This is a genomic window from Paenibacillus sp. 01T443 (assembly GCF_056398325.1).
This window is the reverse complement of the sequence record NZ_JBFTPE010000027.1, coordinates 53,157-67,360: the sequence shown is the minus strand read 5'-3', so window position 1 is coordinate 67,360 and position 14,204 is coordinate 53,157. Positions and strand designations below refer to the sequence as shown.

The window sequence follows — 14,204 nt, the reverse complement described above, 5'->3', positions numbered from 1 at the left end:
CTCCAGTGAGCGGGAGAGGTTAGCGACCTCCCGTACCGTTTGCTCAATGTCACCGATACTTTCAATGGTTATCTTAAACGCTGTTTCATCGTCCTTGCCCTCAGCTTTGAGTTCACGGAACCGCTCCTGTAAATCGGAGTGCAGGTCGGCCTTTAATTCGGTGACGCTTTTTACCCCATCGTATGRCATAAATACGCCGTTCAAATAATTCGTCAATTTCTGATTCATAACATCATCTCTCCTTATAATAAGTTTTCAAGCACGCGCTTTGCGTACTCCCAATTGCTTTTGTTGCGGGCGTAAGCAGTCATACCCTTTCCGGTAATCCTAAAATATTTACGACGACCACCCTGTGATTCATCGCCCCAATACCACTCGATATCACCGTCGGCCTCAAGCCTCCGGACGCTCGAGTACATCGTGGCTTCCTTTAATTCATACTCGCCATCCGAGCGCTCGGCAATCAGTTTTACGATCTCGTAGCCGTAGCGGTCAGCTTCGGATAAGAGCCGTAAAATCATCGTATCGGTATGTCCTCGCAGCAGGTCGGATGTAATTTTGTTCTCGCTCATGTAATCAACCTCCGTGTCTGTATAATACGACACATTACCACGACTGTCAAGGTAGTATTTCTAATTAATTACTTTGCCTATAAGTGAAAGCTCTTTGGCCGTCCTCAATGAGGAATCACAAAAATAAAAAAGCCGCGCTATGCGCGGAGCTTCTTGGAAGTATGTTCTTGTCCTTTGATAATGCAGTGTCACTCTAAATCGTTTCCTTTTCATCCGACATGTCACAAGTTCATTTTCCATTCGGATTGACCTTAGTGATACATCTTAATATGCTAATTTCCACGCTATCCTGCCCGTTAGTTGAGCGAAGGGCTGCCGTGCGGCAGTCCTTCAGCATTGAACTATCGTTCCCCGTTAGCTGAAACTTACGTGGCTACTTTTATTGTACTTATTGTACTGAATTTCCCCGTTAGTTTAATAAGGTGGTTTAGATTTCGTTATTATATGAATCGATTGGGTATAAATTGAAAAAGTAACTGCATAATAAAGCCAGCAGCCAGCTTCATTCACTCAATTGCCTTCTTACAAATACAAAGAGTAATTCGCATTGTATAAGGAGTTGTCGGTCATGTTAAATTTTAAATATTCCCCACTGCGCCACATAACCCCGCCAAAGGTACTAGCATTTGGGTTTGCTTGTATTATCTTATTTGGTGCCTTTTTATTAACTTTACCTATTTCTTCAGCAGACAGTTCACCCACTTCTTTTATTGATGCATTGTTTACAGCTACCTCGGCAACCTGCGTGACTGGGCTCGTAACAGTCGATACAGGTACGCATTGGTCCACGTTCGGAGAAATCGTTATCATTTTCTTGATCCAGATAGGCGGTTTAGGATTTATGACGATGGGTACTCTTATCACATTGGTATTCCGGAGGAAAATCTCTCTCAAGGAACGATTAATTCTGCAAGAATCACTAAATCAGACAAGCATGGAAGGTATTGTTCGTCTTATTCGGAAGGTATTGCTCTTTGCATTAGTCATCGAAAGTACCGGGGCCTTACTGCTCTCAATCCGATTTTCCTTTGATATGCCCTTTGGGCAAGCGTTATATTATGGTATCTGGCATGCAATATCGATGTTTAACAATGCTGGATTCGACCTTTTTGGCCCGATCACTGGACCCTTTAGCAGTTTTACAAGTTATGTCTCCGATCCGCTGGTTACGTTCGTTGTAACGAGTTTAATTATTCTCGGCGGTATAGGCTTTATTGTTATCGCGGATGTTCTAGACTACCAAAAACGTACTAAACGTACTAAGCTCTCTCTGCATTCCAAAGTTGTTCTCAGTATGTCTGCTGCTTTACTTATTATTGGCACGATCGTCATCTTTATATTTGAATTTAGCAATCCGAGCACGTTACAACCGCTCGACTGGGGATCTAAATTGCTGGCTTCTTACTTTCAGTCTGTTGCACCGCGTACCGCTGGTCCGAACACGTTGGATCTCACTGCACTTCGTCAAGCGACACAGTTTTTTATCATTATCCTCATGTTTATCGGAGCGTCTCCAGGATCAACCGGTGGTGGAATAAAAACAACCACCTTTTCGATTCTTATCGGTGCAATGATCGCTATGGTCCGTGGCAGGAACAATATCTCCATATACCGGTACCGGTTAGCACAGGAAAGGATATATAAAGCAATTACACTCACTATTTTTGCCATGTTCCTCGTCGTCTTTGTCACCATGGTTCTTTCCACGACTGAGGATGCTCAATTTCTAAAAATACTGTTTGAGGTAACCTCAGCTTTCGGCACTGTAGGCCTCAGTTTGGGTCTTACACCGGAACTCTCTGTAATAGGTAAAATTATAATTGCATTTATGATGTTTATTGGGAGGTTAGGCCCTCTTACCTTGGCATATGCACTAACCCCTAAACAAGAAAAGGAATTGTACAAATATCCTGAAGGCAAAATCATAATTGGTTAAGGAGACAATACTAATGAAGCAAAAAAATCAATTTGCGGTGATTGGATTAGGGCGATTCGGCAGCAGTGTCGCCAAGGAGCTTATTAATCTTGGCTATGAGGTATTGGGAATAGACAAGGATGAGGAAATTATCGAACAAGAAGGAGAACTTCTGACGCATACTGTTATAGCTGATACGACAGATGAAGAAGCAATGCGTTCAATTGGTATTCGAAACTATGACTGTGTGATTGTGGCAATTGGAGATGACATCGAAGCGAGTATTATGACCACTATCCTGCTTAAAGATCTTGGAGTACAAAAAGTGGTAGCCAAAGCACTATCTGAACTCCATGGCAAAGTTCTTCAAAAAATGGGTGTGGAACGTATCATCTATCCCGAACGCGAAATGGGTGTACGGGTAGCAAACCAGCTTGTATCTCCAAATTTGTTGGACTACATTGAGCTATCTAAGGAATACACGATTGCTGAGTTGTATGCATCCAAAAAAATAGCTGGGCGTTCATTGAGGGAACTGGATACAAGATCACAACATGGATGCAGCATAGTGGCTATTAATAATAAGCACGACATTATAATTGCCCCAACTGCCGAATCAATCATAGAAGAAGGTAATATTATGGTTGTTATCGGGACAAATGATCAAATTGATAAGTTCGAAAGTGTAATAAATCCCTGATAGGAGGAATGAGTTCCATGGTTAACGAGACTACGATAATGATTCATCATGTACTGTTTCTCCTCATTTTAATATATGCTGTAGGCGTGTTAAGTGGAAAAGTTGCCAAGTTAGTAAGGTTACCGGACGTTGCTGTTTTTTTAATCTCAGGTATTGTTTTAGGTCAAGGATTGCATCTGATCCATGAACCAAGTATATCATTTACCAATCAATTTATTCTGATTATCGGTTCTGCCCTTATCCTGTTTGACGGAGGAAGGAACATTCGTCTGAAGGGGCTTGCTAAAGTCTGGGTAACTGTATCCCTATTAAGTGTACCTGGCGTATTAATTACATGTGGAGTGGTGGCAGCAGCTGTGCATTACTTGCTTGGACTAGATTGGATTTATGCTTTTCTACTGGGTGCGATTATCTCTTCCACTGATCCTGCTACGCTCATACCTGTATTTAAACAGGTTAAAATTCGGCCAAAGGTTAGAGAAACCGTGGAAAGTGAGTCTGCTTTTAATGATGCGACTGCTTCAATTCTTACGTTTTCGATCCTGGCGATCATCATGGGAACGCAAAAAGTCACTATTTCATCCGGTATCATGAATTTCCTGACTACTGCCTTTGGGGGAATTGCTGTAGGGTTATTCATTGGGTTTCTTTTATCCTATTTGACAGCTCATCGAAAATTAGGATTATTGCGTGATTATACGACAATAACAATGATTATAGCTGCACTAGGGGCTTTTTTACTTGGTGAGACATTCCACGTGAGTGGATTTATGGCTACGTTTGTAGCTGGTCTTATCTGGGGAAATGCTCCTTTGTTCAAACTTAATATGAAGGAAAAGGAAACGGAAATGAATCATTTTTCAGAGAACCTTACCTTGATGATGCGAATGCTTATTTTTATATTATTAGGCAGTCAAGTCAATATAGAGGCTGTCCTTCAATATTTCTGGCCAAGTGTTGCAGTCATTATAATACTTATGTTTATCGCCAGGCCTTTGACTGTACTCGCATGCGCATCTCTCGATCGGAGGGCCAAATGGGAACGAAATGAGATATTGTTCATGTTTTGGGTGCGAGAAACAGGAGTTATTCCGGCAGCACTTGCAGGTATGGTGGCAGCTGCGGGTATCGAGCACGTAGAAATCATTGCAGCAGTGACGTTTATGGCTGTTTTGCTTACGATAGTTTTCCAGGCCAGTACGACTGCTTTCGTAGCGCGAAAACTCGGTATCGTATATGAGTCTGATCGGTAGCTGCTCGTCCTATGGAGCATATCATTGGCAAATCTGCTCCTTTTTTTATTCAGCTATCGTGTCCCTTTCGTTTTGTCTCATAATCAATCCAAATGTCACCAAAAAATGATGCCCAAAAACAACTAAAACTTCTGTTACGAATAATTCAAACTCATTATGTCATAATAATGAAGCAAGAAAAGCCACCCTTTTTAAGGTGATTCCTTATGTGCACCAACACAAAACTGATTTAATTCACGCACAACTTTACTTAAATAAAAAACGCGACCCAAACTGCTTAAATAACAGTTTTGTGTCGCGTTTTTTCGCGGCAGTCTATTCATGGGTTATTGAGCTATAGTTACCCATTAGCGTAACCTCTTATGCAACTATAGAACCTTGACCGTGGCAACCTCTCTTCCAGCCCATAATCTAAAGGTGTATCCACTGACTAGATCTTGCCAAGGCGCCTCATCGACTAGAAATCGTATATCCGCATATGTTTCCCATGTACCTTCAATTAGACCTGTAATTCTAACGGGTACGGTCCAAGTTTCCCCGGTAAACTGTTTACCCTCAAGATCTCCGTAGTTCACGATTAGATCCTGCAGCCAAATATTACTGGGATACTTGCTTGGATACTTCTCCCATGTAATGAGCGCTTTGACTGAACGTATTGCTTCCATAATCGACCTCCTTATTCAGAAAAACATGATTGGTCTAGGGTTGAACTATCGTTACCCGTTAGCGGAATGACCATCACTTTTATTTATGTTACGGTTCCCCGCGCATCGCTCACTGTTATAGCAGGATGTTCGCTGCTGGCCCCGCTAAGTATTTAACGTGTTTAGACATGTACATTCTATACAATGAGAGGTTTCTTTTTGATTTAAATGATCCCGATTTATAAATGAAGAAGGAGCAATTCGCCCCTACTTCTTCTTTGGATATTTCCGCTACCACGTACTAACAATATTAAACGTGTAAGCCACGTTAAGGTCTTGCTCAGATACCATACACCTACCTCAACCTACCCAAATAACACTAATGAGAATATGCTGAATTATTTGTGATTTATAAATTGGGCTCCCGTTTTGCAAACTCTTGTAACATCCCTCTTATTTGTTCTACCAATAAAGCAGGCGCTTTCTTTGGGGAACCCGTGTCAAACGGAGGCTGAGGATCGTATTCCAAAATCAGCTGGACTCCTTTACTCATATCTTCTCCCAAATCCCATGCTATTAATTGAAGTGCCATATCGATACCAGAGGATACACCGGCTGCTGTAACGATTTTGCCCTGACGAACCACTCTTTCATCTGTTGGAATTGTTCCAAGAGATTGAAGCAGGTCGAAGGATCCCCAATGACTGGTGGCTAATGTTCCATTTAACAAGCCTGCGGCGCTCAAAATCAGAGAGCCGTTACAAACCGACGTGGTCCATTTCGTAGTTTCATGTATTTGGCGAATCCAATTTAACGTTTCTACGTCATTCATTGGCGTTTTATAATTTGGCGGACTGCAACCTGGAACAACGAGAATATCAGCTGAAGTAACTTCAGAAAAACTGTAATCGGCATGCAAATAACCCATATTTGAGTCCAGTTTGATTAACCCTTTTTTCTTAGCGACAAACTTCACTTCACATTTCAGTGTAGCAGCAAATACATCGTATGGACCAATTGCATCTAATGCTGTGATTCCATCGAAAAGCATGATTGCGATTTTCAAGATAATCTCTCCTTTGGAGTAGGATTCTATTCTTACAAACAAACTATAACGTACCCATACGGGGTAGGGGTATGTCGATATAGTGAAAACACTGCTCGGCGTTCTGGTCATGAACGGTATCGCCTTCGACCATTCGTCAGCGATCAATTTTCATTTTTCTATACAAAAGTTATTAATACTAATGCTCGGGATGTGGTACACGTCATAGATGGCCTCTTACAACATGATTAGGATATATCAATTGAGGAGCACTATACTGATACTGCTGGTTATACGGATCAAGTCTTTGGCTTGACCCATTTACTTGGCTTTCGATTTGCCCCGCGTCTTCGAGATTTATCTGCCGCAAAACTTTATGTGATCGGAAAACCTAGTGAATTCCCGAAACTGGAGAATCTTCTCCGCGGACAAATTGATATGAAGGTCATACGTGAAAATTACGATGATGTTTTACGCCTGGTGCATTCTATCCAGGGGGTAAATGTCCGGTGCACTCATCATGGGTAAGCTTGGCTCCTACGCTCGCCAGATTAAGGTTGCCAACTAATAGAGCGTGCTTTGCAGGATCAGCTGCAACGAGCAAGTGCTTTAAACATCCTGATTCATGCAATTAGCGTTTGGAATACAGTATATCTAGGCAAAGCTACGGATCTACTCCGAAAAAAAGGAACGTTACGAGAAGATTTATTAAAGCATATGGTCAAAGTTGGAACATTTCCAATTGGAAATAGAATAAACTGATAATCCCATATTGCCGTAATAATCACCTCCGAATATGGATGGTAAATACTTTTATATTTGCTGATCATTAATTCAAAATAATTTCCAAGTTATCCTGCCCGTTAGCTTAATAAAGAAATGGAGCAGCTGAAATCGCAAACTGCTACTTGTTTGTTCAGCTATAGTTTCCCGTTAGAGTGGTGCTACGCAGCCCCCTCTCGTCGGTGTTTCAACTATCGTTCCCGTTGAACAAATAATTGAGTATACATATACAATCTTATTAAATCAGCAAAGATCGAGATTCAAAAATCCACTTTATTAGTTCTCATACAATTCCGTCGTCTTGATGGTTGTTCCGAGTGAGGTTAATCGATATAGACCGAAAACAACTGGATTAGCTTGTACCAATCCTTGTTATTCATCTGGCTTTATTTTCAGCAATATCTGCTTAGTTATAGCCGCATTGCAACTGGTTATTCTAGCGATTTATCATCTTTCTTTTGGCAGCAAAATTAACACAGAAGTTTAAAAGAGACAGAACTCGCTGCTTTATCGAATATTTAGAACTAAACAATAAAATCAAGTGGGCCCATGCGCAGTTGCATGAGCCAACTTGATTTCATCGACAAATTCTGGGTATGACAATAGGCTAGAACACTAAACAAAAACTTTTAGGTTATGACTAATATACTGGAGAAAATATGACTTTTATGATAAAAATCTTCGGTTCCATTTGTTTCTTTCTATTGCTTGGATGTTCAAATGAACAAATAATTTGCGAAGTCAATTGTTATATTTACATCAACAGTTTGACATGATTCGAACTTCCCAGATTCCAACATTATTTTGTTAAAAGCACGCGATGAACGCCCTTACTGCCTCCTGGTGCTGTTCCTATGTATAAATATCCGTTATGGCTTGCAGCCGTAGTTACGCCATACAGCGAACCTTCCGGATCATGCCAGCTTCCGATAAGCTCTCCCTGCGGGCCGAACTCAGCTGCAAGCCCATGCTTCGCCGGTGCGCTTGCGCCGCTAAGCAGCGACTCTGGCACTTTGGCCATGATACCAGCCAACCACGGGCTGCGATGCATCTGATCTACGAAAGAAAGGCGAGTCGTGAAGATCCCGACCCAGAAATGACCTTGCTCATCACGCGTAATGTTGTCTGGAAACCCTGCGAGATTGTCAGCAAAAACATCAGATGTTCCCTTCTTTGGACCCTTGAGCCAGTATCTGGTCAACTGATAATGATACGATTCCGCCACAAGCACGTAATCTTCATCCGCAGACAAGGCAACCCCGTTCGCAAAATAGAGGCCTTCTAACAGGACGGTCGTCTGTTTGGTCATTGGATCGTACTTCAGCAAGCGTCCATGCGGCTTGTTCTCGGCAATTTCTCTGAATGTCACACGTCCATAGTTCGAGGTATCGGAAAAATAAATGGATCCGTCCCAGGCAATATCAAGCTCATTAGCTAAATAGATCGGCTTACCGTCTACTTGATTGGCCAATACCTCTATGCTTCCGGATTGGTTTATAGACAGAAGTCCCATCTTGATATCCGTAACGATCAAATCGCCTTTGGCATCGAATTTAAGCCCATTAGGCGTTCCTTTGGTGTCTGCAAACACTTGGGCCTTTTGCGGATTGCCCTCCGCATCGAAAGGAACCTTGTAAATTTTCCCGTCTGAATCTCCTGTATATAGCTGGCCAGCTTTATCGAATGTTATGAATTCCGGGAATTGTGGGGCATCACTGACCAGCTGAGTAGCGCTAAGTTTGTTGTTCTGTTTCCAAGGGCCCGCTTCCTGAAAAGAGGGAGCCGTCGGCGCCAACCATTTTACCGGATCTATGGGTGAAGGAACAAGTAAGAAAACGATGACTCCAAGAAGGATCACCGCAAGCAGCGATAGCCCTACTCTTCGTATTTTACGTGGTGAGCGCTTAATTCGATTCACGCCTTCAGTAGATTTAACGGATCGAACTTGTGTATTTGGCATTAGAGTGCCTCCTGTGTCTTTTAAGTAAGATTTAAATTTGGACTACGATTTTGCCGAAATATTGCTTTCCTTCAGCCAAGAGCGCGAATGCATCTCCAATTCGATCCAGAGGGAATACACGGTCGATGACGGGATGTAAACGATGATGGGTAATCGCTCGATTCATCTTTTCAAAATGATCCCGGTTGCCGACTTGACTGCCGCGAATCGTAGCGGCTTTCTGCAAGATGCTCGCGACATCGTATTCCGGAATGGTCAAGCCCGATAAGAATCCGACCATACTCAAAGTCCCTCCAATGCGAAGCGCATTTATGGATTTCACCATCGTAGATGCTCCTCCAACATCCAGAACGTGATCGACGCCACCAGTCAGCTCTAACGCTGCCTTATCCCAATCGGGAACTTCCGAATAGTTGATCGTTTTCCATGCGCCGAGAGCTTTTGCTCGTTCTAACTTGGCGTTGCTGCTCGATGTGATGATGGCTCGGGCTCCAGCCATAAGAGCGAATTGAAGCCCGAAGATAGAAACCCCGCCTGTTCCTTGCAGCAGCACGGTATCCCCCGCTTGCAAACCACCGTATTCGATTAGCATGCTCCATGCGGTTAATGCCGCGATCGGCAAGGTGGCGGCCTCCTCCCAAGTGAGGTGATCGGGAATATGGACGATTCCGTCTTCATGTAGAACGACATACTCCGCCGCTACTCCGTTCAACGGACCTCCCAGGCTGTCTTCTAATACCCCCAGTCTTGGGTTGCCGGCAAAAAATCGCTGTTGCAAATTACCCGCTACTCGGTGTCCGACCTGAAACCTTGTTACTCCTTGGCCAACGGCTACAATTTCTCCCGCACCGTCTGATAATGGAATGATGGGGAATTTGATTTCAATCGGCATTAATCCGCTGAGGATCACTAGATCCCGGTAATTGAGAGAGGCTGCCCTCATGCGGATCAGCACCTCATGGGGGCCTGGCGTTGGTATGTCGAGTTCCGTTAAGTTTAATTCCTCAAAGCCGAAGCCGTTTGTCAGTTGTATAGCTTTCATCGAATTGTCCTCCCTGCAAGATCAGATTGATTACCTGTATTCTTATAATTATTATTATTGCCGGATCCTCCGCGTGGACGAAGCATGCCTCCAACAAGTCGAAGACCTTGCTTGCGTGTTATGAATCGCGATAACTGCGCCCCGATATAATTCTGCACACCCGGAACGACGTATATTTTCCCTTCCGTCAACGCACGAAGTGCAACCTCTACGACTCTTTCCGGCGTATCTTTCTTTCCGACAGAGGCTTCTTCCGTTCCTACAACATTAAAGAAGCTGGTGTCCGTCGAACCGGGACAAAGTGCGAAGAATTTGATACCTCGGTCGCGGTTTTCCCACCATAACGCTTGAGTAAACGACAGGACGAAAGCTTTCGTCGCCCCATATACAGCCATATAGGGAAGCGGTTGAAATCCGGCGGTTGAAGCAACATTGATAACTGCACCTGAGTTTTTACGCAACATATCCGGTAAGAATAAGTGGGTCATATCTACAACAGCCGCGACATTGAGCATAACTTCTTCATGTTGACGCTCACCTGACACTTGTTCAAAAAAACCATGTGTAGCAAAGCCTGCATTGTTGACCAACAGTTCGATATCCACTTTCAAACGTCGACATTGCTGATATAACTCGCTGGGCGCGCCTTCTTTCGAAAGATCCATAGAAATAACCTCAGCTTTGATGCCATACATCTTTTTGAGCTCTGATGCCAAGCTCTCAAGCTTGCTCACCGATCGGGCCACGAGTACCAAATGGCTGCCTTGTTTGGCCAGTTGTCTCGCGAATTGCTCTCCAATACCGGAAGAAGCTCCCGTGACGAGTGCCCATTTTCCTTGAAATGTCATAGTGTTAGCCTCCTTTTGGATACTTTGTTATGATATAGAAACATTGTTACCAAATGATTAAAGGTAATCCTCAATTACCAAGAAAATGAAGAGTCACCCGTCATTCGGTAACAGTGTTTCCGATTGATTTCATTGTAACTACACTTTTTTATAAAGTCAATACGATTTTGGAACATCACACGTCTCATTGACAACTATCCATTCACTGTATAAAATTCTTTGTAAGAAATTAAGAAACTTTGTTTCCTGACGAAAACACGATAACCGAAGGTGATGATAATGAGCGACCAGGATAACTCCGTTAATACGAACACACGAGTGTTGAAAACCTATCAAGAGGCTCGCTTACAGAATATTGAAAATCTCCGCAAGCTCGTTGTTGATGCTGCAGCCACGCTCTTGCAAGAAGAGGGACCGGAAGCCGTTACGGTGCGTAAAGTAGCGCAGAAAATGGATTGCTCGACAAAAATCATTTATAGCTTATTTGTCAATAAAGAGGGCTTGGCTCAGCAGTTGTATCTGGAAGGTTGTAAGCTTCTCGCTAACGAATTCGAGGGGACGCCGCAAGCTGCTGATCCGGTGCAGCATTTGCTGAATCTAGGGGAAACCTTTTGGCAATTTGGGCAGCGTTACTCCAGCTATTATAAGCTGATGTTCGGAGGAGCCTTCGCAGATTTCAAACCGGACGAAGAAAGCCTGCATGGCACCGTAACAGCCATGCGGCAATTATTGACCTTGATCAGCAACGCGCAAGAGCAAGATCTGATTCCCGGCCAGTACGACACGGAATCCGTTGTACGAATAGTCTGGGCCTCGCTCCACGGCGTTATTCATCTTTACATGGGTGGACACCTGGGAGATGTACAATCGGCTCATGCCGTATACAAGCAAACTCTGTCAATGATAGTCAGTTCGTTGTTGCCAGATCACAGCACCTAATGCGGGACCCCGATTCGTTAGACAAGTTTAACCGTAGATATAATGCCATGCTCCTCCGTAAACGTCAAATAGCCCCCAACTAGAAAAGATGGGAATTTGTTAAGGGCTGTAGACGTCACCAGCCCCACGGGCGAACAAGGAGCCTTTTTGTAGCTGAACAATTGTGGCCGCGTCAGGATGCTAAGAACATTCTGCAATGGCCACAAAGGAGCAAGAAGAGACGGCAACGCCATTAAAACCCGAAAGATGGGCACTTTTTCTAAGTGTCTATCTTTCGGGTTACAGTTCGCGATGGCAAATCTGCCTCTTCTTTTTTCCTATCAACCCAAATGTAATATTGATGTTTTTATTCAAGTTTCATTACTTCTCCTAAATTTTCATTATATTAGGCTGACTACTATGTGTATGCGAGTGTTTCTATAACATTGTATTCTGCGAACTTACTTGAATATTCTAAAATTCCATACTTAGTATTCGCGAAGTGATGAAACTTTCCTCCCGTTTGCTTAATGTCAATTTCAACACATAACTTATCTTATGTATTGAAAAAACCAGCCCCTCAAGGACTGGTTCGCCGCGGCCATCATTGAACTATCGCATCCGTTAGAATAAAAGGGACCAACTTTGGTTGCCTTAATTTAATCACTATACATTCACATTGTAATTTAACTGAAGTTCATCCCCAGGCAATCCTCTTATCCCCCAATTTGATTTAGGGGTCTCAAAAATCGTTATTTCAATATCTTCTGGAGAAATACTTAATTCGCTTTGAATACGTTCAAAAAGCAACCGTATTAATTGTTTCTTCGAGTCAAGTGAACGTCCTTCAAATATGCTTATTTCAATTATGGTGTATGCTTCTGTTCGTCCAGGGGCGTAATAAAAATCTTCCTTATTCATCGAAAAAAAACGATGAAACTTCTTATCTAATGGGAATATAAAAGCTTCAACAACACATGAATGAATGATGTCCGAAAATCYCCCCTTTATTGAGTTCAGACTTTCCTTTAAACCAAAAACTTTTACTTGAGCCATGCTCCTCATCTCACCTTTCTCATCTCAATTTTACTCAGCTTAACTGTGTACCATAACATCCAAATTATAGTTATAACACTCATTACTACGCAAAACTGCCCGTTACTTGAATGAATAAAAAGAGGAGCTGCCGGCGAGGTAAGCTCCTTCACTATCGTTTCCCGTTAGTTGAATGAGCCATTAATTAATTAAGCTAATTTTCCACTTCTTCAGCCACTCAGGATTGGAACTCAATAGCTCTAACCATTCCTCAAGTGTTTCTTTGATATCAAACCGATTTTTTGTGCGTTTTTCTTTTAACACATCCCAGTACCCATTATTTTTTACAATTTGTAAAGCGTATTCTCCTTCGGGACTTGAATCTGGGTACCAGCCTAAATCAATTATTATTGATTCTTCTCCCTCTGTGGGTATACACATTTTCCCGTTTGTATATTCCAATTTGATRATATGAAGAATATCCTCGGTGAAGTAATCCCAATTCTTTAGAAAGTCTTCTGTWTCTAAATCAGGTTCAGGTTCAACATYAAAGAACTTATTAAAATACATTGCGAAACCTGCAGGGATTCTTAATTCCATTAGATTCATAATTATCATTCCTTATAGTAATTTTYCTCTTGATTTCAACCAACSATACTCGWGTCAACTGCCATATTTATTGTTACCCGTCAGCTTATTAAAATGAGCAGGCCACCGCAGCGCCTGCTCATCAATGTGTGTTGTTCAACTATTGTTACCCGTTAGTTGAACAAGCCGAGGGATTCTTTCCCGCAAAGAAGCGTTAATATAACCATCAAATGCTTTGTATATGCGTCTTTATTCCTTTAAGCTCGCCGTCCACTTTTTAATCACTATGCCCTCTAGGCCACACACATCGTTTATATCTACACATAACAACTTCAGTTCATCAACGTGTTTGGACTTTCTGAGTACTTTTATAACAGCCAAAAAGGACTTATCCGTTCTTGAATACTCCAGCAATTGAAAGGGCTTGACACGTTCCTTGTGGTTTTCATAACTCCAACCCATGATAATCGCCTTAATTCCAAGAGGACACGACTCAAATTCATCTAAGTCACCCTCAACATCCGCTGAGAGGTTAATAATAATCCCTTTAGACATAGGAAGTGTTGGTTCAGTATAAATTTCATCTATCTCTGGCCAGTTCATGATAGCCTCCTTCCTTATGTGTCCGTACTTGTATCGGGACATTCCCGCACTATTTTTATAATTCGCCATGCACAAATTATACAAGTAACAGAATAACCGTACCAAGATAAGAAAAAAATTTAAACAAACAATTTCTACCATCAACACCTAATAACTTTGTTAATAATAACGGTCAATCAAATTTAACCTAAATACCATGTGACCAGTAAGGATTTTCAAGCAAACCTGCCCGTTAGCTTAACAAATAAAAGGAGCAGCTGCCGCAGCAACTCCCCCCAGTTTGTTCACCTATCGTTAC

Annotated in this window: 14 protein-coding genes and 1 pseudogene; 5 read left to right on the top strand and 10 right to left on the bottom strand. The window is 42.4% G+C overall.

Annotation, left to right across the window (positions count from 1 at the left end; all coding sequences use genetic code 11):
• Positions 1 to 228 (bottom strand): permease prefix domain 1-containing protein (locus AC1DLI_RS30050; RefSeq protein WP_477608681.1); only part of this gene is annotated, 228 nt, incomplete at its 3' end.
• A gap of 14 nt (positions 229 to 242) precedes the next feature.
• Positions 243 to 572, bottom strand: coding sequence for a PadR family transcriptional regulator (locus AC1DLI_RS30045; protein WP_169086171.1), 330 nt, complete (start codon positions 570 to 572; stop codon positions 243 to 245).
• Between the two features lie 568 nt (positions 573 to 1,140).
• On the opposite strand from AC1DLI_RS30045, the gene AC1DLI_RS30040 reads away from it, so the two are divergent.
• The 3 genes from AC1DLI_RS30040 to AC1DLI_RS30030 are packed head-to-tail and all read left to right on the top strand — an operon-like array spanning position 1,141 to position 4,440.
• Positions 1,141 to 2,508, top strand: coding sequence for a TrkH family potassium uptake protein (locus AC1DLI_RS30040; RefSeq protein WP_477608679.1), 1,368 nt, complete (start codon positions 1,141 to 1,143; stop codon positions 2,506 to 2,508).
• Between the two features lie 13 nt (positions 2,509 to 2,521).
• Entirely contained in the window at positions 2,522 to 3,187 is a 666-nt protein-coding gene (locus tag AC1DLI_RS30035) for a potassium channel family protein (protein ID WP_477608677.1), read from the top strand.
• A 17-nt stretch (positions 3,188 to 3,204) separates the two neighbouring features.
• The gene (locus AC1DLI_RS30030) at positions 3,205 to 4,440 is read left to right on the top strand and encodes a cation:proton antiporter (protein ID WP_477608675.1); all 1,236 of its coding nucleotides are present in this window, start codon (positions 3,205 to 3,207) and stop codon (positions 4,438 to 4,440) included.
• 368 nt (positions 4,441 to 4,808) lie between these two features.
• On the opposite strand, the gene AC1DLI_RS30025 is transcribed toward AC1DLI_RS30030, so the two are convergent.
• Together AC1DLI_RS30025 and AC1DLI_RS30020 are read right to left on the bottom strand one after the other, a co-directional pair.
• Positions 4,809 to 5,105: a hypothetical protein gene (locus AC1DLI_RS30025; protein ID WP_477608673.1), complete on the bottom strand. Its 297-nt coding sequence runs from the start codon at positions 5,103 to 5,105 to the stop codon at positions 4,809 to 4,811.
• 388 nt (positions 5,106 to 5,493) lie between these two features.
• Entirely contained in the window at positions 5,494 to 6,150 is a 657-nt protein-coding gene (locus tag AC1DLI_RS30020; protein WP_477608671.1) for a DJ-1/PfpI family protein, read from the bottom strand.
• A gap of 132 nt (positions 6,151 to 6,282) precedes the next feature.
• Between AC1DLI_RS30020 and AC1DLI_RS30015 the strand changes: the two are divergent.
• Positions 6,283 to 6,861: pseudogene (locus AC1DLI_RS30015) on the top strand (Tn3 family transposase); the annotation flags it as partial.
• An 850-nt stretch (positions 6,862 to 7,711) separates the two neighbouring features.
• On the opposite strand, the gene AC1DLI_RS30010 reads toward AC1DLI_RS30015, so the two are convergent.
• From AC1DLI_RS30010 to AC1DLI_RS30000, 3 genes are read right to left on the bottom strand one after another with little or no spacing between them, the layout of a single operon-like run.
• Positions 7,712 to 8,872: an SMP-30/gluconolactonase/LRE family protein gene (locus tag AC1DLI_RS30010; protein WP_477608669.1), complete on the bottom strand. Its 1,161-nt coding sequence runs from the start codon at positions 8,870 to 8,872 to the stop codon at positions 7,712 to 7,714.
• 31 nt (positions 8,873 to 8,903) lie between these two features.
• A complete protein-coding gene (locus AC1DLI_RS30005; protein ID WP_477608667.1) occupies positions 8,904 to 9,914 on the bottom strand; it encodes a zinc-dependent alcohol dehydrogenase family protein in 1,011 nt (336 codons plus the stop codon).
• Complete coding sequence (locus AC1DLI_RS30000; RefSeq protein WP_477608665.1) at positions 9,911 to 10,762, bottom strand: SDR family NAD(P)-dependent oxidoreductase; 852 nt, start codon at positions 10,760 to 10,762, stop codon at positions 9,911 to 9,913. The genes AC1DLI_RS30005 and AC1DLI_RS30000 overlap by 4 nt, the downstream gene beginning before the upstream one ends.
• A gap of 279 nt (positions 10,763 to 11,041) precedes the next feature.
• Here AC1DLI_RS30000 and AC1DLI_RS29995 point away from each other — a divergent pair, with 279 nt between their 5' ends.
• Complete coding sequence (locus tag AC1DLI_RS29995) at positions 11,042 to 11,701, top strand: TetR/AcrR family transcriptional regulator (RefSeq protein WP_477608663.1); 660 nt, start codon at positions 11,042 to 11,044, stop codon at positions 11,699 to 11,701.
• A 645-nt stretch (positions 11,702 to 12,346) separates the two neighbouring features.
• Here the strand turns inward: AC1DLI_RS29995 and AC1DLI_RS29990 are convergent.
• The 3 genes from AC1DLI_RS29990 to AC1DLI_RS29980 all read right to left on the bottom strand — a co-directional run bounded on the left by AC1DLI_RS29990 (position 12,347) and on the right by AC1DLI_RS29980 (position 13,906).
• A complete protein-coding gene (locus AC1DLI_RS29990) occupies positions 12,347 to 12,736 on the bottom strand; it encodes a tautomerase family protein (RefSeq protein WP_477608661.1) in 390 nt (129 codons plus the stop codon).
• 180 nt (positions 12,737 to 12,916) lie between these two features.
• Positions 12,917 to 13,324, bottom strand: coding sequence for a hypothetical protein (locus AC1DLI_RS29985; protein WP_477608659.1), 408 nt, complete (start codon positions 13,322 to 13,324; stop codon positions 12,917 to 12,919).
• 228 nt (positions 13,325 to 13,552) lie between these two features.
• Entirely contained in the window at positions 13,553 to 13,906 is a 354-nt protein-coding gene (locus AC1DLI_RS29980) for a hypothetical protein (protein ID WP_477608657.1), read from the bottom strand.
• Between the last annotated feature and the right edge of the window lie 298 nt (positions 13,907 to 14,204).